Annotated in this window: 13 protein-coding genes and 1 pseudogene; 9 read left to right on the top strand and 5 right to left on the bottom strand. The window is 68.1% G+C overall.

Going from position 1 to position 22,356, the window contains the following annotated elements; all coding sequences use genetic code 11:
• Positions 1 to 154 precede the first annotated feature (154 nt).
• Complete coding sequence (locus OG870_RS19725) at positions 155 to 673, top strand: GNAT family N-acetyltransferase (RefSeq protein ID WP_266516037.1); 519 nt, start codon at positions 155 to 157, stop codon at positions 671 to 673.
• Positions 674 to 749: 76 nt separating this feature from the next.
• Here the strand turns inward: OG870_RS19725 and OG870_RS19730 are convergent, their stop codons facing one another.
• Positions 750 to 1,541, bottom strand: coding sequence for a dioxygenase family protein (locus tag OG870_RS19730; RefSeq protein WP_266516039.1), 792 nt, complete (start codon positions 1,539 to 1,541; stop codon positions 750 to 752).
• 139 nt (positions 1,542 to 1,680) lie between these two features.
• Between OG870_RS19730 and OG870_RS19735 the strand changes: the two genes are divergently transcribed.
• A complete protein-coding gene (locus OG870_RS19735) occupies positions 1,681 to 2,211 on the top strand; it encodes a MarR family winged helix-turn-helix transcriptional regulator (RefSeq protein WP_266516042.1) in 531 nt (176 codons plus the stop codon).
• A 109-nt stretch (positions 2,212 to 2,320) separates the two neighbouring features.
• Here OG870_RS19735 and OG870_RS19740 read toward each other — a convergent pair whose 3' ends face one another.
• Positions 2,321 to 3,868: an MFS transporter gene (locus OG870_RS19740; protein ID WP_327691201.1), complete on the bottom strand. Its 1,548-nt coding sequence runs from the start codon at positions 3,866 to 3,868 to the stop codon at positions 2,321 to 2,323.
• 138 nt (positions 3,869 to 4,006) lie between these two features.
• Entirely contained in the window at positions 4,007 to 4,672 is a 666-nt protein-coding gene (locus OG870_RS19745) for a TetR/AcrR family transcriptional regulator (protein WP_266516047.1), read from the bottom strand.
• A gap of 316 nt (positions 4,673 to 4,988) precedes the next feature.
• On the opposite strand from OG870_RS19745, the gene OG870_RS19750 reads away from it, so the two are divergent.
• A complete protein-coding gene (locus OG870_RS19750; RefSeq protein WP_327691202.1) occupies positions 4,989 to 6,266 on the top strand; it encodes a M6 family metalloprotease domain-containing protein in 1,278 nt (425 codons plus the stop codon).
• Between the two features lie 68 nt (positions 6,267 to 6,334).
• Positions 6,335 to 8,002, top strand: a complete 1,668-nt coding sequence (locus tag OG870_RS19755; RefSeq protein ID WP_266924691.1) for an IclR family transcriptional regulator domain-containing protein — start codon at positions 6,335 to 6,337, stop codon at positions 8,000 to 8,002.
• A 159-nt stretch (positions 8,003 to 8,161) separates the two neighbouring features.
• Here OG870_RS19755 and OG870_RS19760 read toward each other — a convergent pair whose 3' ends face one another.
• Positions 8,162 to 9,655, bottom strand: coding sequence for an RICIN domain-containing protein (locus tag OG870_RS19760; RefSeq protein ID WP_266583850.1), 1,494 nt, complete (start codon positions 9,653 to 9,655; stop codon positions 8,162 to 8,164).
• A gap of 306 nt (positions 9,656 to 9,961) precedes the next feature.
• On the opposite strand from OG870_RS19760, the gene OG870_RS19765 reads away from it, so the two are divergent.
• The 4 genes from OG870_RS19765 (at position 9,962) to OG870_RS19780 (ending at position 18,391) form a co-directional block, all read left to right on the top strand.
• Positions 9,962 to 11,896 (top strand): glycoside hydrolase family 97 protein, encoded by a 1,935-nt coding sequence (locus OG870_RS19765; protein WP_327691203.1) that lies wholly within the window; start codon positions 9,962 to 9,964, stop codon positions 11,894 to 11,896.
• A gap of 353 nt (positions 11,897 to 12,249) precedes the next feature.
• The gene (locus OG870_RS19770; RefSeq protein WP_327691204.1) at positions 12,250 to 14,940 is read left to right on the top strand and encodes an RICIN domain-containing protein; all 2,691 of its coding nucleotides are present in this window, start codon (positions 12,250 to 12,252) and stop codon (positions 14,938 to 14,940) included.
• A 179-nt stretch (positions 14,941 to 15,119) separates the two neighbouring features.
• Positions 15,120 to 16,670, top strand: a complete 1,551-nt coding sequence (locus tag OG870_RS19775; protein WP_266839962.1) for an alpha-L-arabinofuranosidase B — start codon at positions 15,120 to 15,122, stop codon at positions 16,668 to 16,670.
• A 164-nt stretch (positions 16,671 to 16,834) separates the two neighbouring features.
• Positions 16,835 to 18,391, top strand: coding sequence for an alpha-L-arabinofuranosidase B (locus OG870_RS19780; RefSeq protein WP_266516065.1), 1,557 nt, complete (start codon positions 16,835 to 16,837; stop codon positions 18,389 to 18,391).
• Positions 18,392 to 18,744: 353 nt separating this feature from the next.
• Here OG870_RS19780 and OG870_RS19785 read toward each other — a convergent pair.
• A pseudogene (locus OG870_RS19785) lies at positions 18,745 to 19,185 on the bottom strand (ricin-type beta-trefoil lectin domain protein); the annotation flags it as partial.
• A gap of 867 nt (positions 19,186 to 20,052) precedes the next feature.
• On the opposite strand from OG870_RS19785, the gene OG870_RS19790 reads away from it, so the two are divergent.
• Entirely contained in the window at positions 20,053 to 22,005 is a 1,953-nt protein-coding gene (locus tag OG870_RS19790) for an RICIN domain-containing protein (protein ID WP_266583841.1), read from the top strand.
• Positions 22,006 to 22,356: the final 351 nt, after the last annotated feature.

Consider the following 22,356-nt stretch of genomic DNA (forward strand, 5'->3'; position numbering starts at 1 on the left):
GAGGCCGGGCACTCGCGGGCGAGTACCACTGAGCACCTTGGTCGGGTGCCCTGCTTCTGAAGGAAACAACGACTGGAATCCGGACAGAATTCCCAACCCGCCCCCCGATTTTTCTGATCTTGCAGTATCCTGTCCGGCCACCGGAGGAGGCCTGATGTCGTCGAAACGTACAGAGGTGCAGGTGAGGCCAGGAGTCGAGGGAGACCTCGACGCTCTCACCGACATCTACAACCACTATGTACGTGAGACGCCCATCACATTCGATACCGCCGTCTTCACTCCGGAAGAGCGCCGCCCTTGGCTGCTCTCCCACCCTGAAGACGGCCCGCATCGCCTGATGGTTGCCACAGAGGCGGACACACAGGAAATTCTGGGTTACGCCACATCCAGTCCTTATCGCGCCAAGCGCGCCTACGACACCTCGGTCGAGGTGACGGTGTACGTCGCCCCGAGCGCGGGCCGGCGCGGCATCGGCACGCTGCTGTACAAGGCGCTCTTCGAGGCCCTGGCGGACGAGGACCTGCACCGCGCCTACGCGGGCATCGCCCAGCCCAACGAAGCGTCCACGCGGCTGCACGAACGCTTCGGATTCCGGTACGTCGGCACCTATCGGGAAGTGGGCCGCAAGTTCGGGCGGTACTGGGACGTGGCCTGGTACGAGAAGGACCTCTAGCCCTCCCAGCCCCCGACCCCGACCCCGTCAGCCGTAAACCGCCATCGGGCGGCCGTCAGCCGTCAGCCGTCAGCCGTCAGCCGAACTGTACGGACCTCTTGGCCATGCCCATCCAGAAGCCGTCGATCACGGACTTCTGCGCGTCCAGCTCGCCGGTCACCTCCGCCGCGCCCATGGTCACGAACAGCGGGGCGAAGTGCTCGGTGCGCGGGTGGGCGTAGCGGCCGGCCGGGGCCTTGTGGAGGAAGTCGAGCAGGCCGTCCCAGTCCCGCCCCTCCAGCGCCTTCCTGCCCCAGTCGTCGAACTCCGACGACCAACTCGGCACTCCCGCGCCGGTGTGCCGCAGCGCGGCCAGGTTGTGGGTGAAGAAGCCGGAGCCGACGATCAGCACGCCCTCGTCGCGCAGCGGCGCCAGCTTGCGGCCGATGTCCATCAGCCTCACCGGGTCGAGGGTCGGCATGGAGATCTGCAGGACCGGGATGTCGGCGGCCGGGAACATCTCGACGAGCGGGACGTAGGCGCCGTGGTCGAGGCCTCGGTCCGGGATGTCCTGCACGGGGATGCCGGGGGCGCGCAGCAACTTCCGTACGGACTCGGCGAGTTCGGGAGCGCCCGGCGCCTCGTAGGTCACCTGGTAGTAGTGCTCGGGGAAGCCCCAGAAGTCGTAGACGAGCGGGATCGTGTCGACCGCGCCCAGCGCGAGGGGGGCCTCCTCCCAGTGGGCGGAGACCATGAGGATCGCCCTGGGGCGGGGCAGATCGGCGGACCAGGCTGCGAGTTCGCCGGGCCAGATCGGGTCGTCCGCGAGCGGTGGGGCGCCATGGCTGAGATAGAGGGCGGGCATGCGCTCCTGGGTGGCGGCGGACATGACGGCGGCTCCCTTCGGAGAGCAGTTGCTTCGAGTCGTTTCGAGTCGCCGCAAGTTGCTTTAACTCTAAAACGTCTGTCGAACAAAAGGGTACGCGCCATTTGTTTAAGTTTCAAGGAGAGCCTCGTACAGTGGATACATGAACACGGCATCCACATCCGCGCCCGACCGGGAGACCTCCGCCGGGGAAGCGCGCTGGCTCAGCGATGACGAGCAGCGCGTCTGGCGCTCCTACCTGCACGCCACCACGCTCCTGGAGGACCACCTCGACCGCCAGCTCCAGCGGGACGCGGGCATGCCGCACGTCTACTACGGGCTGCTGGTCGGACTCGCCGAGGCCCCGCGGCAGCGGCTGCGGATGACCGAGCTGGCGATGAAGTCGAAGATCACCCGCTCCCGCCTCTCGCACGCCATAGCGCGTCTGGAGAAGAACGGCTGGGTGCGCCGGGAGGACTGCCCCTCCGACAAACGGGGCCAGTTCGCGGTGCTGACCGACGCGGGTGCCGAGGTGCTGGCCCGGACCGCGCCGGGTCATGTGACAGCGGTGCGGCAGGCGCTGTTCGAGCGGCTGACGCCACAACAGCAGGAGTCCCTCGGCGAGATCATGGAGATCGTCGCCGAGGGACTCCAGCCGAACGAAGCGGGTGCGGACCTGCCCTGGCTCCGCTGAGCCGCTCACTCAGGGGAGCCAGGGCACAGGCCCCGGGGTCGTACGTGGGAGGCGTCCCCTTCCTCCCACGTACGGATGGTTCCGAAGGGGTATGACCGGGCGGTCGCCGTCAGTGGGCGACGACCGGGACGGCCAGCTCCTCACCGGCGTCCTCGCCGGAGGACGAGCCGGACACGACCGAGGTGTCCGGACGGCCGGCGTTGACGAGGGTCACGACGATCACCGCGGCCAGCGCCAGCATGCCCACCGCGAACCAGATCGCGTTGGTGTAGCCGTGCACCTGCCCCTGCAGCTGGACCAACTGCTGCTGCGACTTGGAGGCCGCACCACCGATGTGGTCCTTGATGTACGCGGTCGTCGCCGAGGCGGCGATCGTGTTCAGCAGGGCGGTGCCGATCGCGCCGCCCACCTGCTGCGAGGTGTTGACCATCGCGGAGGCGACACCGGCGTCCCGGGGCTCGACACCCAGGGTGGCCAGGGACATGGCCGGCATGAACGCCGTACCCATGCCGAGGCCGAGCAGCACCATCGCCGGCAGGATGATCGAGGCGTACGACGAGCCGATCTCCAGCTGGGTCATCAGGAGCATGCCGACGGCCGCGACCAGGAAGCCGGGGCCCATCAGCGCCCGGGCCGGAACGCGGGTCATCAGACGCGTGCCGATCTGGGTCGAGCCGATCATCATGCCGACGATCATCGGCAGGAAGGCGAAGCCGGTCTTGATCGGCGAGAAGCCCTTCACGACCTGCAGGTAGTAGGTCAGGAAGAGGAACGTGCCGAACATCGCGATGATCGCGATACCGAGCGAGAGGTAGATGCCACCGCGGTTGCGGTCGGTGACGACGCGCAGCGGCAGCAGCGGCGCCTTGACCCTGGTCTCGGTGACGACGAACGCGATCAGGAGGGCGGCCGACGCGACGAACAGGGAGATGGTCGTGGTGTCGCCCCAGCCGTCGGACTCGGCGCGGGTGAAGCCGTAGACCAGCGAGACCAGGCCGAGGGTGGACAGGAGCACGCCCGGGATGTCGAGCGGGTTGCGGTTGCGGCCGCCCTCCGGCTCACGGATGACGAAGTACGCGCCCAGCGCGGCCACGATGGCGAACGGGATGTTGACGAAGAACGTCCAGCGCCAGTCCAGGTACTCGGTGAGCACACCGCCGAGGATGAAGCCGACGGCGCCGCCGCCACCGGCGATCGCACCGTAGATACCGAACGCCTTGGCGCGCTCCTTGGCGTCCGTGAACATCACGGCGAGCAGGGAGAGCGCGGCGGGCGCGAGCAGCGCGCCGAAGGCACCCTGCAGGGCGCGGGCGCCGAACATCATGGCGCCGGTCGTGGCCGCTCCGCCGAGCGCGGAGGCGGCGGCGAAGCCGGTCAGACCGATGACGAAGGCGCGCTTGCGGCCCCACAGGTCGGCGATCCGGCCGCCGAACAGGAGGAGTCCGCCGAACGCGAGGGCGTAGGCCGTGACGACCCACTGACGGTTGCCGTCGGAGATGCCCAGGTCGGTCTGGGCGGACGGCAGAGCGATGTTCACGATGGTCGCGTCGAGCACGACCATCAGCTGGGCGAGCGCTATGAAGACGAGCGCTTTCCAGCGGTTGGCGTCGCCGCTGTTCTCGACGGCGCCTGGAGCCTTTGCGGCTGTTTCAGACATGGGTCTACCCACTTCGGGACTTCGTGACGGAAAAAAGGTGTTGGTACGGGGACGGCTCACCCAGGGGGACGGCCGGTAAGTCGCAGGAATCTCAGTAGTGGTGGGAGTCGTAGGAGTTGACTGGCTTGGAGCGCTGAACTAATCGGTGCAGGACCGGCGCAGATCCTCGACGGTCACGGCCGTGCCCGGCAGGACCGACGGGGCCGGTGCCCGCAGTCCGTCCAGGAACAGCTGCAGATGGCGGTGTACGAAGCGGTCGTTGACGACGCAGTCGGTGCCGGCCGGGGGCCGGCTGAGCTGGGCCACGACGATCATCAGGTCGCCGACGCCGACGTCGGGGCGGAGTTGGCCGGCCTGCTTGGCGCGGTCCATGAGCTCCGCCACGAGCTCCTCGACGCGCTCGCGCGCCGCTTCCAGGTCGGGGTGGTTCTGGTCGAAGGTGGTCTGGATCATCGGGCACAGCGCACTGATCCGCTCGTCTGCGGAGGTGTGCACGAATCGTTCGAGCGCCTCGAAGGCGTCCCCGGTCTCGGCGAGCGCGAGCTCGGCCGCCTCGGACGTCCGGTCCATGACGGAGCAGACGACCTCACGGACGAGTGCGTCGCGGTCGGGGAAGTTGCGGTACACCGTGGCGTTGCCCACGCCGGCCCGGCGGGCGATCTCGTCGAGCGGCACATCGGGGCCGAACTCGGTGAACATCTCCCGGGCTGCGGTGACGATCCGCTCCCGGTTGCGCAGGGCGTCGGCGCGCGGCCGGGTCACCTTGCGCTGCACGGGGTCCGGCGCGGTCGTCGTGGCGGTCACGGCGCACTCCTCGTAAATCGGCGGTTCCGCGATCCGGGGAGGCAGTCCCCGTTTCGCTCGGACGCCTGGTTAAACGGGGAAACGATCCCCGGTTATTTCCCGGACTCGAAGAACTTTTATGTGACCTGAGTCACACCTCCCCGCCGGCCTCCCCGCCGACCTCCCCGCTGGCCCCCACCGGCCTCTCCTCTGGCCCGCTCCGCCCGAGAAACCCACGTTCGGGCCCATCCAGCGCGCGCCCGCGCAGCCCCCGAATCAGGGTGATCGAAAGGGCGCAGCCCGAAGACCGGCGGCTGCCACGACGAAGGGCCCGTGCATGCAGCTCAGCCGTCGGATACGCCCACGCCGCACGGCCGCCCTCGCCTTCGTCACCGCCCTGGTCCTCGCGGTCGGCACCTCGGCCGGAAGCGGGCATCCGACGGTACGTTCCACCGCGGCCGGAGCGGGACCGATCGCACCGGCCCGCACCGCCGCGCTCAACCCCTGCATGATCAGGGGCGGCCATGCCATCCAGCTGTCGGAGGGCGTCCCGACCAGCACCGGCTACTCCCGTTCCACGGGCACCGTCCACGCCCTGACCCTGATGGTCGACTTCTCCGACGCACCCGGCCCGGGCAAGGCGCTCGACCGCTTCCACGAGTTCTTCCCCCGGACCCAGCAGTGGTTCCGCACCTCCTCCTACGGCCGCCTGGACTACCGCCCCGAGACCCCGGTCCCGCACTGGCTGCGCATGCCGAAATCGTTCAAGGCGTACGCCATAGAGCGCGGCGCCCCCTTCGACGCCGGCTACCGCGACCTCGTCCAGGACATCGTGAGCGCCGCCGACCCCGAGGTGGACTTCCGCGACTACGACTTCCTGAACGTGCTGATGACGCCGAACGCCGGGCCGTCCGCCCTGGACACGGTCCTGTCGGTGACCTTCGCCGGGAACCCGGACGCCCCGGTCGCCGACGGCGTCCCCGTCGCCAACGCGTCCTTCGTCTACTCCCGCCAGGACGACGGCTCCGGCTCCTACGACCGCACCGGCTACCGGGTGCTGCCGCACGAGAACGGCCATGTCTTCGGCCTGCCCGACCTCTACACCCAGGAGGGCGGCGGCGCGGTCGGGCACTGGGACATCATGAGCGAGGACTGGGGGGCCAACAACGACCTGCTCGGCTGGCACAAGTGGAAGCTCGGCTGGCTGGACGCGTCCCAGGTCAGCTGTGCGTCGGCGCACGGCGCCACGGAGTACACGCTGACGCCGCTGGAGCGCGCAGGCGGCCCGAAGATGGTCTTCGTCCCGCTCAGCGACCGGACCGGGTACGCCGTCGAGGTGCGCGTCCGCGCGGGCAACGACGAGGCCGTGTGCCGGCCGGGGGTCCTGGTCTACAAGGTCGACGCGGACGTGGACACCGGCATGGGACCGGTGACGGTGTACGACTCCCGGCGCGACAGCGGCGGCTGCACCCGCAGCCCCAACGTCCACGCGGAACTCTCCGACGCCCCCTTCACGGCGGGCGAGGTCTTCAAGGACCCGAAGAAGGGGATCAGGATCGCGGTGACGGGCGCCAACTCGACCGGAAGCTACCGGGTGCTGGTGACCCGGAGGTGAGCAGGCCGGAGTGAAGGTGGGCCCGCGCATTACGGTAGGCGTGCCCCGACCGCCGTACCGGAGATCCGATGCCCGCGAAGCCCACGACGGCCCCCGACGCCGCTCCTGCCGTACCGGCCGAGGCGGTCACGCCCCTCATCCGTGGCGTCGCCGTCCTGCGACGGCTGACCGAGGCGGGCGGGACGCTGAGCCCGAGCGCGCTGGAACGGGCCACGGGTCTCGCCCGCTCCACGGTCGACCGGATCACCGCCACCCTGGCCCGCATGGGATACGTCCGCCTCGACGGCCGTGACGTGCTGCTGGCCCCCCGCCTGATGGAGCTGGGCAACGCCTACCTCTCCGCGCTGCGCCTGCCCGCGCTGCTGGACGCGCGCGCCGACGCCCTCGCCGACGAGCTGGACGAATCCGTGTCCCTGGCGGTCGCCGACCGCGACGGCATCCGCTTCATCCACCAGGCCACCCGCCGCCGCGCGATGTCCCTGAGCTTCCGCATCGGCGACCTGCTGCCGGCCGAACGCACCGCGCCCGGCTCGCTGTTCGCGGCCGAGTGGACCAAGGAGGAGTGGAGGGCGTGGCGGGAGCGCAGGGCGGCGGACCCGCAGGCGACGGCCTTTCCGTCCGTACCGCCTCCCCAACACACCGAAAAGGACGAGGAGTTCGAACGCCGGGTCGCCGGATCGGCCGCGGACGGCTGGGCGTTGGACGACCAGCTGATCGAACCGGGGCTGGTGGCCGTCTCGGTGCCGGTACGGGATCCGCGTACCGGCAGGATCGCCTGCGCGGTGAGCGTGGTGAGCCACACCAGCCGGCACACGGCGACGGGCCTGCGCGACACCCTGCTCCCCCGGCTGCGGGCGGCGGTACGGGCGATGGAGGACGACCTGCGCGAGGTGCCGCCCGCGGAGCCGGCCGCCGCACCCTCCGGGCTCGCGACCTGGACCGGCGCGTCCAAGCAGGAACTCGGCAGGGAGTTCGTCGAGTCCCTGGCGCGCGGCCTGACCGTACTGACCGCCTTCGGGGAGGGACGCGCCGAACCGACCCTCACGGAGGTGGCGAAGGCCACGGGACTGGCACGGGCGACGGTACGCAGGGCGCTGATCACTTACGAGCATCTCGGGCTGGTACGAGCACGGGAGCGCACCTTCGAGCTGACGCCACGCGTCCTGGAGCTGGGCTTCCCGCCCCTGTCCCGGATCTCCCTGCCCGAGATCGCCGCCCCGCACATGGCCGAACTGGCCCACCGGGTCCACGAGTCGACCTCCCTGTCCGTCCTGTCGGGGGACGAGATCCAGTACACGGCGCGGGTCGCCACCAGCCGCATCATGAGCGTGAACATCACGGTGGGCACGCGCCTGCCGGCCTACGCGACCTCGATGGGCCGCGTCCTCCTGGCCGACCTCCCCCCGGCAACCCGCCGACTACCGCTCCCTCTCGCACCCCTCACCCCGCACACCCTCACCGACCCCGACACTCTCACCCGCCTCCTCGAAGACGTACACACCAAGGGTCACGCCCTGGTCGACGAGGAGCTGGAGGAGGGCCTGCGCTCGATCGCGGTCCCGGTCCACGACCGCACCGGCCGCGTGGTCGCCGCCCTGAACGTCGCCATGCACGCGGCCCGCCACACACCCGAGGAATGCGAACGCGACATCCTGCCCCACCTGCGCACCACAGCCGACCGGATCGAGGCGGAACTGGGGGTGGCGGGCCGCTTCACGCGGGTGGGTTTGTCCTGAGCGGGCGCGCCTTGAGCTGCCGGTGGTGACGTGAGGCCCGGTGTTCGCCGAGCACTGTGCCGTATCCGTTCGGCAGCTCCTCGATGAACAAGGCGGCAAAGGCGGCGCGGGGCGCCGCCCGTACCTCGCGTGATCCGCGTCAGTGGTCCTGGCGCACCGTCAGGAAACGCTCCACTGCTGACTGGTCGCACCGGTGCCGGTTTCCTGGTCCACCATCGCGCCCTGAGTGGTCGAGGCGCCCCCGACACCGATGTGCAGGTCGCTGCCCACCCCGGCGAGCAGGTAGGTGTGGCCGGTGTAGCTGCCGACCAGGTCGAGGAACCACTGCTGGTTGGTCCCGCCGTTACAGGTCCACTGCTGCAACTGGACGCCGGTGTCGGTCGAACGGCTCGGTACGTCCAGGCACAGGCCGCTCTTCACGTTCTTCAGCGTGTAGACGTTGTCCGCCAGCTTCGTCAGGGTCCACTGCTGGTTGGCGCCGCCGTTGGACGGCCACTGGATGATCTTGGCGCCGTTCGCCGTGGAGCCGCTCGCCGCATCCATCAGCATCGAGCTGTTGACGTTCTTCAGGGTGTGGACGCCCTCAGCGGGGATCCCGCTGCCGGCCGTCCAGGTTCCCGCTGCGGTGTCGAGTGACCAGGTGGGGTACTGGCCGAGGTTCACTGACGTGCCCCGGATGGTCAGCGGCAGCCAGATCAGCTTCGAGGTGCCCAGGTTGGAGGGGTCCCAGCGGTCGCCCGCGTAGATGTAGGTGGTGCCGGAGGTGCCCTGGACGGTGATGACGTTCGCCGTCTGGCTGCCGTAGGTGCTGGTGCCGGGGGCGGCGAAGTTCTTGAACCCCGACCAGGGGCCGCTCAGAGAGGTGGCGGTGGCGTAGATGTTGTCGTTGAGCCTCCAGCCCGTCAGGCGGGAGCCGAAGACGTAGTAGGTGCCGTCCTTCTTGATCATGGCGGGTGCCTCGACGCTGCCGCTGCTGCCGCCGCTGCCGAGCACCGCCACCGCGCTGTCCACGGACAGATAGTCGGCGGACAGCCTGTCGATGCGCAGGCCGTTGTTGCGGTCCTCGCTCAGCAGGTAGCCGGTGCCGTCGGTGTCCTGGAACAGGCCGAGGTCACGGCTGATGTTGCCCAGCGGCCGGAAGCTTCCCCGGTAGGTGTAGGGGCCGCACGGGGTACTGCTGGTCGCCACGCCGACCTTGGCCTCGGAGTAGTCCCTGCTGTCGATGTGCATGTACATCACGTACGTGCTGGTCGACTTGTTGTAGATGACCTTGGGCCGCTCCACGACACGGCTGGGGCCGAGGTCCCCGCTGCTCTGCCGGCTCAGGGCCTGGCCCTGGTAGGTCCAGTCGGAGAGATTGGTGGAGGTGTAGCAGGGGATGTCCTGGAAGGACGTGTCCGACGAGGCCTCGCCGGTCTTGTCCTCGCCGAAGCCGTACCAGGTGTCTCCCACCTTGATGATGCCGAGGCCGTGCAGCTGAAGGGTGTTGCCGTTCTGGTCGGTGCGTGCGGCACCCGTGGTGAACGACACCGTGGCCGCGTGCGCCTCGGCCGCCGGAAGCAGCAGCGCCGCAAGGCCTCCCAGCAGGGTCAGGAACGCGGCGGCTCCGCGCCCCCATCGGCCGGCGGGGGGTCGGGGAACTCCCTTGAACATGCGCGTCCCTCTTTCCCGAAATTTGACGGTCTCTTGTTGCCAGCGAGGACCAATGAGAGTCGCGGCATGTTCGCGGCGTCAAGAAGCGCGTTCGAGTTTGTTTAACCTTGACTGGCTCTGGGTGCCCCCAGTGGGGCTCGCCAGGGCCGTAAGTCGCCCGGACTGTCCGGGATTTCGGACATATGAGGGGCGGGCGCGAGGGGTTGACCATGGGTCGGGGGAGGCGTAGAAACTTCGCGACCGTCAGAATCTGTTACTTGCTGGTTGAGTTTGTTGGAAACCGTATCCAAGCGAGGTGGACCGACAGTGGACGTGCCAGGCCGTCAGGAACCTTCCCGCCGCAGAGTGCTCAAGGGCGCGGCTGTCGCCGCCGCAACGGCCGCGCTGGGCATCGGCAGCACGTATCCGGCCGAGGCCTCGGACGCCTCGGTCACCGCGACGTCGCTCGACGGCACCACCAGCATCACCATGTCGCTGACGGGCGGCACGCTCCAGTGGTCGGCCCGGCGTAACGGCGCGACAGTCGTGGCCGGTTCGGCCATGGGCCTGCGCCTGAGCGACGGAACCACCCTCGGCACCGACGTCGTGCTGACGAACTATCAGCACTGGCACGTCGACACCACCTGGAACCCGTTGTACGGGCGCAACGCCACCGTCTCCGACGCCTACCAGGAGATGCGCTGGAACCTCCGGGACAACCAGACCTCCATCAACTTCGGTGTCCAGATCCGGGCCTACGCGACCGGCGTCGCGTTCCGTTACGTCCTGCTGGACTCGGGCACCGCCGGCATCGCCGGCGAACTGACGACGTTCGTCTTCCCGGACGGCACACTCGTCTACAGCGCACGGGACGAGGACGACTACAACCCGGTCGCGCCCGGCTCCATCCCGTCCACCGGATCCTCCTCCACGGACACCGGTCCGCTGACCGACCTCCCCCTCACCGCGACCTACAGCGACAGCGGGCTCATCGCCTGCGTCTGCGAGTCGGCCCGCGCCAACTACCCGCGTACGATGCTCAGTTCGGTCCCCGGACAGCCCAACACCCTCGCGGCGTATCTGATGCGGCACACAGCGCGCGGCTCCGGACCGGTCCAGACGACGTTCACCGTCCCGACGCCGTTCGCGACGTCCTGGCGCGCCGTGGTGATCGGCTCCACCCACGCCGAACTGGTCGACAACGCGGAGCTGGTACTCAACCTGGCCCCGGCAGGCGCCCTCGCCGACACGTCGTGGATCAAGCCGGGCAAGGTCTTCCGGAGCAATCTGACCACCGCGGACGGGCTGGCGGGCGTCGACTTCGCCGTCGCTCGCGGCCTGCAGTACATCGAGTACGACTCGGGGTGGTACGGCCCGGAGCACACCTCGACCGACGCCACGCAGCCCATCGCCGCCATCGACCTGCCCAAGGTCATCTCCTACGCCGCCGGCAAGGGAATCGGCGTCTTCCTCTACGTCAACCCCATGGCCATACCCAACGCGGACAGCCTGTTCGCCCTGTACCGGAGCTGGGGCGTGGCGGGCATCAAGCTGGGCTTCATCAACGACGGCACCCAGGCGATGACGAATCAGATCATCGCCTGGGCCAGGACGGCGGCGGCGCACAAGCTGCTGATCGACATGCACGACGACGTGCGGCCGTTCGGCTACGAGCGGACCTACCCCAACTGGATCAGCATGGAGGGCGTGCGGGGCAACGAGCACTTCCCGACCGCCACCCACAACGTCACCCTGCCCTTCGCCCGCAACATCGGCGGGCCGATGGACTACACCATCTGCTACGGCCAGTCCCGCGACCGGACGACCAACGCCCACCAGATGGCGATGGCCGCCGTGTACTACCAGCCCCTGGACTTCCTGTACTGGTACAGCGCCCCCTCGCAGTACTCCAACACCTCCAACTGGCCCGGGCTGCCCTGGTTCGACGCCATCCCCACCGTCTGGGACCAGAGCCGGACCCTCGCCGGTTCGATCGGCGAGTACATCGCCGTCGCCCGGCGCAGCGGCACCACCTGGTACCTGGGGGCGATGACCAACGAGTCCGCCCGGACCCTCTCGATCCCGCTGTCCTTCCTCGGCAGCGGCACCTACACCGCCACGATCTACGCCGACGGAACGCCGGGAAGCAGCCCGTACCGGACCCCCGTCACAGTGAGCACGCAGACCGTGACATCGTCGACCACACTGCGCCTCGCGATGGCCCCTGCGGGCGGCCAGGCAGTCGTCCTGAGCCATGACTGAGGGGTCGTAACCCGGGATTTCGCCGCCTCGAACCCCGCATCCGCGCCCACCTGTTGCTGTGATGGACGGCGACAAGGTTGCGAAATGAGTACTACTCATTTCGAGAAGCGGCTTCGCTGAACAGGCCGAGTGGATGCGGTCGGCGGTCGATCGACACGAATAACTGCACTGCCACCTGGGGCTTTTCTTCGCTACAGGTGGTTCGCGCAGCGCCGAGTCTGATGCGTTCGCATGTCATCGGTGTTGCACCAGTGAAAAATAAGTATGCCTATCGTCTTGACTGGGGCGCCTGCTTGCACTGATAAATGCAACTTAAAAGTAGCCGGGGGGGTTGGCGAAAGGGACACCACACAATGAGACCTCTACGCATCGGTGCGGGGACGGTCAAGGCGCTTGCGGCGGCGGCTGTCGTCTTCGCGGCCGTGCTACCCGCTCAACCTGCCTACGCGGCCACGACGAACTTCTACGTCGACCCTGTCAACGGCAGTGACAGCAGCTCGGGAACCAGCACCGCCGCGGCGTTCAGGACCGTCCAGGCCGCCCAGGCCGCGGTCCGGGCAGTCAACGCGAACATGTCCGACGACATCGTCGTGAACCTGCGCGGAGGCACCTACCCTCTCACCGCTCCGGTCACCTTCGGCACCAGCGACTCGGGCACCAACGGCCACACGGTCGTCTACCAGGCGTACAACGGTGAGACGCCCGTGATCACCGGCGGCAAGGCGGTCACCGGCTGGACGGCGGCGGCCAACGGCGAGTACAAGGCGCCCGTGGGCAGCCTCAACTTCCGGCAGCTGTACGTCAACGGGGTCCGCGCCACCCGGGCCCGCTTCCCCGACGTCGGCTCGGACTTCCAGCTGCAGGGCAGTGACAAGACCAACAAGCTGCTGAAGGTGCTCAGTTCACAGGTCTCCAACTGGGACCAGCTCAGCAAGGTCGAGATGATGCTGGAAACGCAGTGGGGCGAGAGCTACCTGCGGCTGAAGTCGATCAGCTCCAGCAACGGCACCGCCAACATCTCGATCCAGGACCACGAGGCGGGCATCCTGTTCCAGCGCCCCTTCCCGGTGCTCTCCGACGGCGTTCCCCTGCACTTCGAGAACGCCCACGAGTTCCTCAACGAGCCGGGTGAGTTCTACGTCGACACGGCCGCGCAGACCGTCTACTACAAGCCCCGTCCCGGCGAGGACATGTCCACGGCCACCGTGCAGGCGCCGACGCTCAAGACGCTCTTCGACATCAAGGGCACGAACCTCGGCAGTCCCGTCCACGACCTGCGCTTCTCCGGGATCACCTTCACCCAGACCACCTGGATGGAAGCGACCGACAACGGCTACCTCAACGCCCAGGGCGGCAACTACAACCTCTCGGCCGACAACTCCAACAACCAGTTCGTGGGTCGTCCGCCGGCCGGGGTCCAGGCCGCGAACGCCGACCGTGTCTCCTTCACCGGCAACACCTTCACGCAGATGGGCGCCACCGCCCTCGACCTGTCCCACGGTGTGCACGACAGCACCGTGACCGGCAACCTGATCCACGACATCGCCGGCAACGGGATCATGGTCGGCAAGTTCTCCGACCCGACCGTGGAGTACCACACCGTCTACAACCCGCCCACCTCACCGGCCGGTGAGGACGCCCGGGAGGTGGTCAAGAACGTCACCGTCAAGGACAACCTGATCACCCGGATCGGTGAGGACTACCTGGGCACCGCCGGCATCGACGCGGGCTTCGTCAACAGCACCACCATCGACCACAACGACATCTCCGACGTTCCGTGGGCCGCCATCTCGCTCGGCTGGGGCTGGCAGTCGGCGGCCAACGCCGAAGGCAACAACAGCATCAGCTACAACCGGCTCGGCAACGTGATGAACCGGCTCTGCGACTCCGCCGGCATCTACCACCTCTCGAACGACCCGGGCACGGTCATCAACGGCAACTACATCCACGACGCGATACGAGGGCCGGCCGCCTGCGGCTCCGCCGTGGCCGGCATCTATACCGACGAGGGGTCGAACAACATGACCCTTTCGAACAACGTGCTGTCGCACACCGACGGATTCATCAACCAGAACCGCAACGGCTCCAGCGTCACGCTCACCAACAACAAGACGTCCGGCGACTCGGTGATCAAGGCCTCCGGTCTCGAGTCCGCCTACCAGGGACTGGCGGCGAAGCTCAACCTCGCCTACAACAAGCCGGCGTCCTCCTCGTCGGTCTTCGGCACCGGCACGGAGCCCTCGAAGGCCGTCGACAACAACGGCGCGACCGGCTGGTCGCCGACCGGCAGCGACACCTCGGCCTGGTGGCAGGTCGACCTGGGCAAGTCCTACCAGCTCGGCCAGTTCGCCCTGACCACCCGTCAGGACCTTGACCAGTCCGAGACCCGCGGCAACTTCGAGGTCCGGGGCTCCAACGACCCGAACTTCGGCAGCTACACCGTCCTGGGACGCCAGACGAGCACCCTGCCGCTCGCCTCGACGCGCACCGGCGACATCGACGTCCGCCAGGCCTTCCGCTACGTGCGGGTCGCCAAGACCGACGGCGCGTACTTCTACATCACGGACTTCAGTGTGCAGCGGGCCGGCGGGGCACTGGAGGACGCCACCGGTACGCCGAACATCAACCCGTCGACGAACTACACGATCAAGAACGTCAACAGCGGGCAGCTGATGGACGTCAACGCGGGGTCCACCGCCGACGGTGCGAGGGTCATCCAGTGGCCGTCCAACGGCGGCGCCAACCAGCAGTGGAACATCGTTCCGGTCAGTGGGCAGCTCTACAAGATCGTGAACAGGAACAGCGGCAAGGCCCTCGACATCAACGCCTCCAGCCATTCGAGGGGGACCGCGCTGCAGCAGTACGGCTACGGAGGCGGCAACAACCAGTTGTGGTACTTCGAGCCGACCAGCGGTGGATACGTCATCCGCAACTTCGAGAGCAGGCAGATCCTGGAGGTGAGCGGCGGATCGACGGCGAACGGAGCCGCCGTCGCTCAGTACATGCCCTTGAACCAGTCCAACCAGGCTTGGACGATCCAGTGACAGCGTGACCCACACGTCGGCGGATCCGCTCGCCCGGACGCGTCCGCGCGCCTGGACGCGTCCGCGCGCCTGGACGCGTCCGCTCGCCTCACTCCCCCAGCAGCCCGCCCCTGCCATCAGCCCACGCGAACCCACAGGGGCACGGCGTGCTGTCCCCGTATCGATGAACAAGGAAGTTCATGGTGCCCGAGTTGCATATTTTCCGCCGACTGCGCCGGGGGCTCATTGCCTCCCTGGCCGCGGTGGCCCTCGCCCTCACCGGCCTTGTCGCCTTCAGCGAAGCCTCGCACGCCGCCACACAAGGGCCGTGTGACATCTACGCGGCGGGCGGCACGCCGTGCGTCGCGGCGCACAGCACCACCCGCGCGCTGTTCGCCTCCTACAACGGCCCGCTCTACCAGGTGCAGCGGGCGTCGGACAGCACCTTCAAGAACATCGGGGTGCTGTCCGCCGGAGGCGTCGCCGACGCCGCGGCGCAGGACTCCTTCTGCGCGGGCACCACCTGCACCATCACCCGCCTCTACGACCAGACCGGCAGCAGCGGCAACACCCTGGTCTACCAGGGCCCCGGCGGGACCGGCGGCGCCGACACCGCGGCCAACGCGACAACCGAAGCGGTGAGTGTGGGCGGCCAGAAGGCCTACGCGCTGTACATCAACCCCGGCAACAGCTACTTCGCCGGCGGCTCGGGCGTGCCGACCGGCAGCTCACCCGAGGGCGCGTACATGATCACCAGCGGCACCCACGTCAACAACGGCTGCTGCTTTGACTACGGCAACACCGAGACCGACCACCACGCCGACGGCAACGGCGCCATGGACGCGATCAACTTCGGCACCGAATGCTGGTTCGGCGGCTGCAGCGGAACCGGTCCATGGGTGCAGGCCGACCTGGAGAACGGCCTGTTCACCGGCGGCAGCAAGGCGTGGAACCCCAGCCAGGTCTCCGAGACCAGCCATTTCGTCACCGCGATGCTCAAGAACAACGGCACCACCCAGATGGCGCTCAAGGGCGCCAACGCCCAGTCCGGGAGCCTGACCCAGTTCTACAGCGGCGCACTGCCCACCGGATACAACCCGATGCACAAGCAGGGTGCCATCATCCTCGGCAGCGGCGGCGACTGCTGCCAGACCAACCGCAACGCGAGCGCGGGCACCTTCTACGAGGGCGCCATGGTCAAGGGTTACCCCTCCGACGCCACCGACGCCGCGGTCCAGGCCAACATCACCGCGGCCGGCTACAGCACCACCAGCCCCTTCACCCCGGGTGCGAAGGTGTCGCTGCAGGCCACCACCTCCTGCTGCACCGGCGACTACCTGCAGCACGACGCCGGCGACGACAAGGTCGTCATCGCGCCCGTGACCTCCTCCAGTTCGGCCACCGACAAGGGCGACGCCACCTGGATCGTCCGCGCCGGGCTGGCCAACAGCAACTGCGTCTCCTTCGAGTCGGCCAACGCATCCGGCAAGTACCTCAGGCACTACGCGTTCCAGCTCCACCTCCAACCCAAGGCCGACACCAACCAGTTCGCCGCCGACGCCACCTTCTGCCCCAAGCCAGGAAACAGCGGCACAGGCTACTCGCTGCAGTCCTTCAACTTCCCGACCAAGTACATCCGCCACTACAGCTTCACCGGCTACGTCGCAAGCAACGGCGGAACCAACGCCTGGGACAACCCGTCCTCGTGGGCCCAGGACACCAGCTGGCTCGCCGCCGCTCCCTGGAGCTGACGAGCAGCCCACGCCGGGTCCGGTGCCGGAAACAGCCGAGGTCGCACCGGACCCGGACCCGTCAACGCAGCTCGCTGTCCGCACAGCCGGACAACGTCCGATGAGCCGTACAGCGCGGGTTCGTCGACACTCACCCTCTCCCCCACCTTGAGAAGGAGTTCTTCATGATCAAGTCACCGTGGATACGCAGCGCCAGACGCGCGCTTCTCGCGGCGGGCGCCACCGCCGCGCTCGCCGCCGGCCTGCTCACCGCCACAGCCACCACCTCGCAGGCCGCCACCCAGGGGCCGTGCGACATCTACGCCACGGGCGGCACCCCCTGCGTCGCCGCGCACAGCACCACCCGCGCCCTGTACGGCGCGTACAACGGCCCGCTGTACCAGGTCAAGCGCGCCTCCGACAACGCGACCAAGGACATCGTCCCGCTGACCGCCGGAGGTGTCGCCGACGCCGCCGCGCAGGACTCCTTCTGCGCCAGCACCAGCTGCGTCATCACCGTCATCTACGACCAGTCCCCCAAGGGCAACAACCTCACCCAGGCCCCGGGAGGCGGAGCCGCCGGCGGGCCGGACAACCTCGCCAACGCCGTCGAGGCGCCGGTCACCGTCGGCGGGCACAAGGCGTACGGCGTCTACGTAGCCCCCGGCACCGGTTACCGCAACAACAACACCAACGGCATCGCCACCGGCGACCAGCCCGAGGGCATGTACGCGATCTTCAACGGCAAGCACTTCAACGGCGGCTGCTGCTTCGACTACGGCAACGCCGAGACCAACAGCCGCGACACCGGCAACGGCCACATGGAGGCCCTCTACTTCGGCAACAACAAGGGCTGGGGCTGGGGCAGCGGCAACGGCCCCTGGGTCATGGGCGACCTGGAGAACGGCCTGTTCTCCGGCGTCAACCGCGGACTCAACGCCAATGACCCCAGCGTCGACAACCGGTTCCTGACCGCCATGCTCAAGGGCGGCCCGAACCAGTGGGCCCTCCGCGGCGGCGACGCCCAGTCGGGCGGCCTGTCCACCTTCTACAACGGAATGCGCCCCACCGCCTCCGGCTACAACCCGATGCACAAGGAAGGCGCGATCATCCTGGGCATCGGCGGTGACAACAGCAAGGGCGCCCAGGGCACCTTCTACGAAGGCGTCATGACCCAGGGCTACCCCTCGGACGCCACCGAGAACGCCGTCCAGGCCAACATCACCGCCGCCGGCTACAACAGCGGCTCCACCGGCACCGGCTCACTGACCCCCGGCTCCCGGATCTCCCTGCAGGCCACCACCGCGCCCTGCTGCACCTCGCACTACCTGCGCCACAACGACGCCGACTCCAAGGTCGTCATCTCCAGCATCAACTCCTCCAGCCCGGCCACCGACAAGGCAGACGCCACCTGGATCGTCCGCGCCGGCCTGGCCAACACCTCCTGCCTGTCCTTCGAGTCCGCCAACACCCCCGGCCAGTTCCTGCACCACTTCAACTACCAGCTCAACCTGAACTTCGACAGCGGCTCCGGCTCCTTCGCGAAGGACGCCACCTTCTGCCCCACCACGGGCAACAGCGGCGTCGGCACCTCCTTCCAGTCCGTCAACTTCCCCACCAAGTACCTCCGCCACTACAACTACACGGCCTACATCGCCAGCAACGGCGGCTCCAACACCTGGGACAACACGAAGTCGTGGGCCCAGGACACCAGTTGGCTCACCGCGTCTCCCTGGAACTGACGAGCAACCGGCGTCTCTGAGCGCCACCAGCATCTGAGCGCCACCAGCAGCGAGCACGGCAACCCTGCACAAGTGCGGGGAGGCCGTGCTCGCTTCCTTCTTACTCTCGCCGGAGCCCGGGGCCCCCTGCGACCGTGCGAACAGCGGAACATGAGCACGTGCCGGCTCTGTCTCGTCTGCGGGAGCCCGGGCCGTGTCACTGCAGCGCCCGGCCGGTGACCGCGGCGATGGGCTCGAAGTCCCGGTCCCGATGAGAGAGGGCGGTCCCCGCAGCGTGGCGCGCTGTCGTGGGACCGCCCTCTTCGGATCGGGCTTCTCCCTGCGTGGTCAGGGGTGGCGGGTTACGGGAGCGTGGTCCACTTCTGGTTGTTCTGGCCGTTGCAGGGCCAGATGATGACCTGCGTTCCGTTGGTGGTGCCCTGGTTGGAGGCGTCCAGGCACTTGTCGCCGTAGACGCGGATCTCGCCTCCGGCCCATGTGGTCCAGAGCTGGTTGGCGGCGGTGTGGCAGTCCCAGATCAGCGTCGTCGACCCGGCCGCGGTGGAGGCCTCGTCCACATCCAGGCAGCGGCCGGACCCGGTACCGCGCAGGCGGGCGGTGGTGGAGGCCAGCGGGCTGCCGCCGGTCATCTTGAACACGGCGACACCGTGCGCCGGGACGCTCGCCGAGATCTGGCCGGAGGTGCTCTGTGTGCCGCCGGTCCACAGGTCGGTGAGGGTGAACGGCCCTCCGGTGAGGCCGACCTGCGCGGCCGTGGCGGTGATGGTCGCGGTGCTGCTGCCCCGGTTGAAGATGCTGGGGTCCCGGATCAGACCGGACGGCGGGGTGTAGGCGGGGCCCTTCTGCAGGGTGAATCCGGTGGCGTCCGGCGAGTCGTACACATACATGTTCGACTCGCTGCTGTTGGTGAACGCGGTCATCGTGTACCGCGTGGCCTGCCCGGCCGGTGGGGCGACGGGGCGACGGCGGAGGCGGTTCCCTGAAGGGCGGGGACACCCAGTAGGACCAGCAGTAGTGGGCCCAGCAAGGCGAGCAGGGTTCTTACGGCTCTGTTCAACTCTTCCTCCGGGCTCGGCCAGTCCGCTTGGCCAGTCGCCGTGAACGAGTGGCAAGCTTGTTCGACATTGCGAACAACGTGCGGCACTTCGAGCAGAAGATAGGTTTGAACGGTGATTCCGTCAATGTTTCTGACGGGTTCCGTTCCGGTACAGCTCGCGCTCGTCGGCGGCGACCATTTCCGCAGATCGACCCACGTTCGGAGCACCGGACACACACGGTGCGACAGCGGTCCGGCCTCCGTTGGAAATCGAGCGCGAGGGAGAGTCCGTGGACCGTGAAGTCTGCCCGCAGGGACCGTTCCTGAAATGGTTGCGGCGTCTCCGCCGGCTGCCCTCCGCCGCTGCGAGACATCGCATGTCTACGGCAGAGCAAGCAGGTTCTTAGTGGGATGAAACAGCCCATTCCGCTTTCCGCGGGCGTACTTTCATCCTCTTACCTGTTGACACAGGGCAGTTACGTCATCGAACTTCATGCGTAACATCCGGCGCCTTGGAGCCCAGAGGGAGGGCCGCGCCTGAAGGCCTGAGACCGCACGCCCTCGGGCTGCCACCCCAACCGCCTCACCCCGAACACCTGAGCCACCCCACGCCGGAGGTACACGCATGCCGTCAGGAAGACTGTCCCGTCGCACGGTGCTCGGTGCCGCGGGCGCCGCTGTGGCCGCGACCGCGCTGCCCGTGATCCCCGCGTTGTCGCCCCTGTTGGCGGAGGCGGCAGCCGCCGACCCGCAGACCAACCTGGAGAAGCTGGTGAACATGCGGTTCGGCATGTTCAACCACTTCAACCTGGGCACGTTCACCAACGAGGAGTGGGCCGCCCCGAACCAGAGCCCCACCCTGTTCGCCCCCACGGCCGTGGACTGCGCCCAGTGGGCGGACGCCGCCGCGGCGGCGAAGATGAGCTACGGCATCCTGACCACCAAGCACCACGACGGCTTCGCCCTGTGGCCCAGCGCCCACGGCACCCAGAACGTCGCGAACAGCTCCTACAAGCACGACGTGGTGCAGGCGTACTGCGACGCCTTCCGGGCGAAGGGGCTGAAGGTCGGGCTCTACTACTCGATATGGGACCGCACCTTCGGCGTCGAGGCGTGGGAGAGCCGGCACAAGGTGTCCGGTCTCGAGATCACCGATGCCATCCAGCCCAGCGACATGACCTTCATCCTCGGTCAGATCACCGAACTGCTCACCAACTACGGCACCATCGACCTGTTCGTCACCGACGGTTACGGGTGGCAGATGGGCCAGCAGGCCGTCTCCTATCAGCGGGTCCGTGAGCTCGTGAAGTCGCTCCAGCCGGACATCGTCATGCTCGACCACGGTGCTCTGTCGGTGCCGTTCCTCGGCGACGCGATCTACTTCGAGGAGCCGCTGGGTGTCTCGTCGCCGGCCGGGAACACCTACGCCTCCACGCAGGGGCAGACGATCAGCAACGGCTGGTTCTGGCACCCGGCCACGCCGACCACCGACCCCATGAGCAAGGCGGCGATCCTGTCGCACCTGGCGGACCTGGAACCGAAGTACACCTCGTTCATCCTCAACTGTCCGCCCAACCGTGACGGCAGGCTGGACACCAACATCGTCAACCGACTCGCCGAGGTCGGGGCGGCCTGGAGCCCGAACACCTCCCGCCCGCCACTGCCGACGCAGATGCTGCGCGCCGAGCACCCCGTGACGCCCGTCAGCGCCTACGCGACCGGATTCCACACCGGCGAGGGACCGCTCAACGCCATCGACGGACTGAGCGACAAGGGCTACGAGACCTGCTGGTCGACGTGGGGGCTGTCCCCGGCCCTGCCGCACTCGATCACGATCGATCTGGGCGGGGTGTGGAGCAACGTCTCCACCCTGGAATACCTGCCCAAGCAGTGGAACCGCAGCAACTCAACCGACGGCGACATCACCTCCTACACCATCTCCACCAGCACCGACGGCACGAACTTCACCCAGGTCGCCACCGGAACCTGGGCCGGCGACCGCGCCACCAAGGTGGCCGAATGGCCCGCCCGGAACGTGGGCTTCGTACGGATCCAGGCCAACGCGGCCACCGGCGGCTACGCCAACATGGGCGGCGTCCACATCGGTGGCCGGACGGCCAAGCCGGCCCTGGTGTCGAGTGTCCTGCCGGGCGACGGCACGGTCTACCGCATCGTCAACCGCAAGAGCGGCAAGGTCGTCGACGTGTTCAACTTCGGCACCGCCAACGGCACCAACATCCAGCAGTGGCCGTGGCTGAACAACACCGCCCAGAAGTGGACCTTCGCCTCTACCGGAGACGGCTACTACGAGATCAAGAACATCAACAGCCGCAAGCTGATGGAGGTGGCCGGACTCTCGCGGGCGGACGGCGGGAACGTCTCCATCTACGCGGACAACAACGTTCCCCAGCAGCACTGGGCGGTCACGCCCACCGGCGACGGCTACTACTACCTCACCAACCGGTTCAGCGGACTGTCGCTCAACGTCGAGGCAGGCTCGACCGCCGACGGGGCCAACATCAACCAGTTCACCTACACCCGTGCGCCCGAGGAGCAGTGGCAGATCATCGCCCTCTGATGATTCCGCCGCCGATCATCCTGTGACCGGATCGCTCAACGCTTGTCCTTGAGGTTGTTGGCGGCCGCATGAAGGGACGGGCGAAGTCGACCGTCGTGGCACGCAGTTCACCGCGGATGGCCTGACCGCGTTCGGCCGGCGCGGACCCGCCGGGGTGCCGGAGAGTCGGACGCCGTCTCCGCACCGCCGGACTCTCCGTACGGAGAGTCCGGCGGTGCTTGCGGTCAGAGGCGGTTCGTCACTGGTCCGCCTTCTTGGTTTGTCGTGGCGTCAGAAGCCCGCGGTGCCTCAGGAGCCGGCGGTGTGGTTGCCCGGCCCGAAATCCCAGCAGGGTTCGGCCAGTTGTACTCG

This window comes from Streptomyces sp. NBC_00461, assembly GCF_036013935.1.
Taxonomy (GTDB): domain Bacteria; phylum Actinomycetota; class Actinomycetes; order Streptomycetales; family Streptomycetaceae; genus Streptomyces.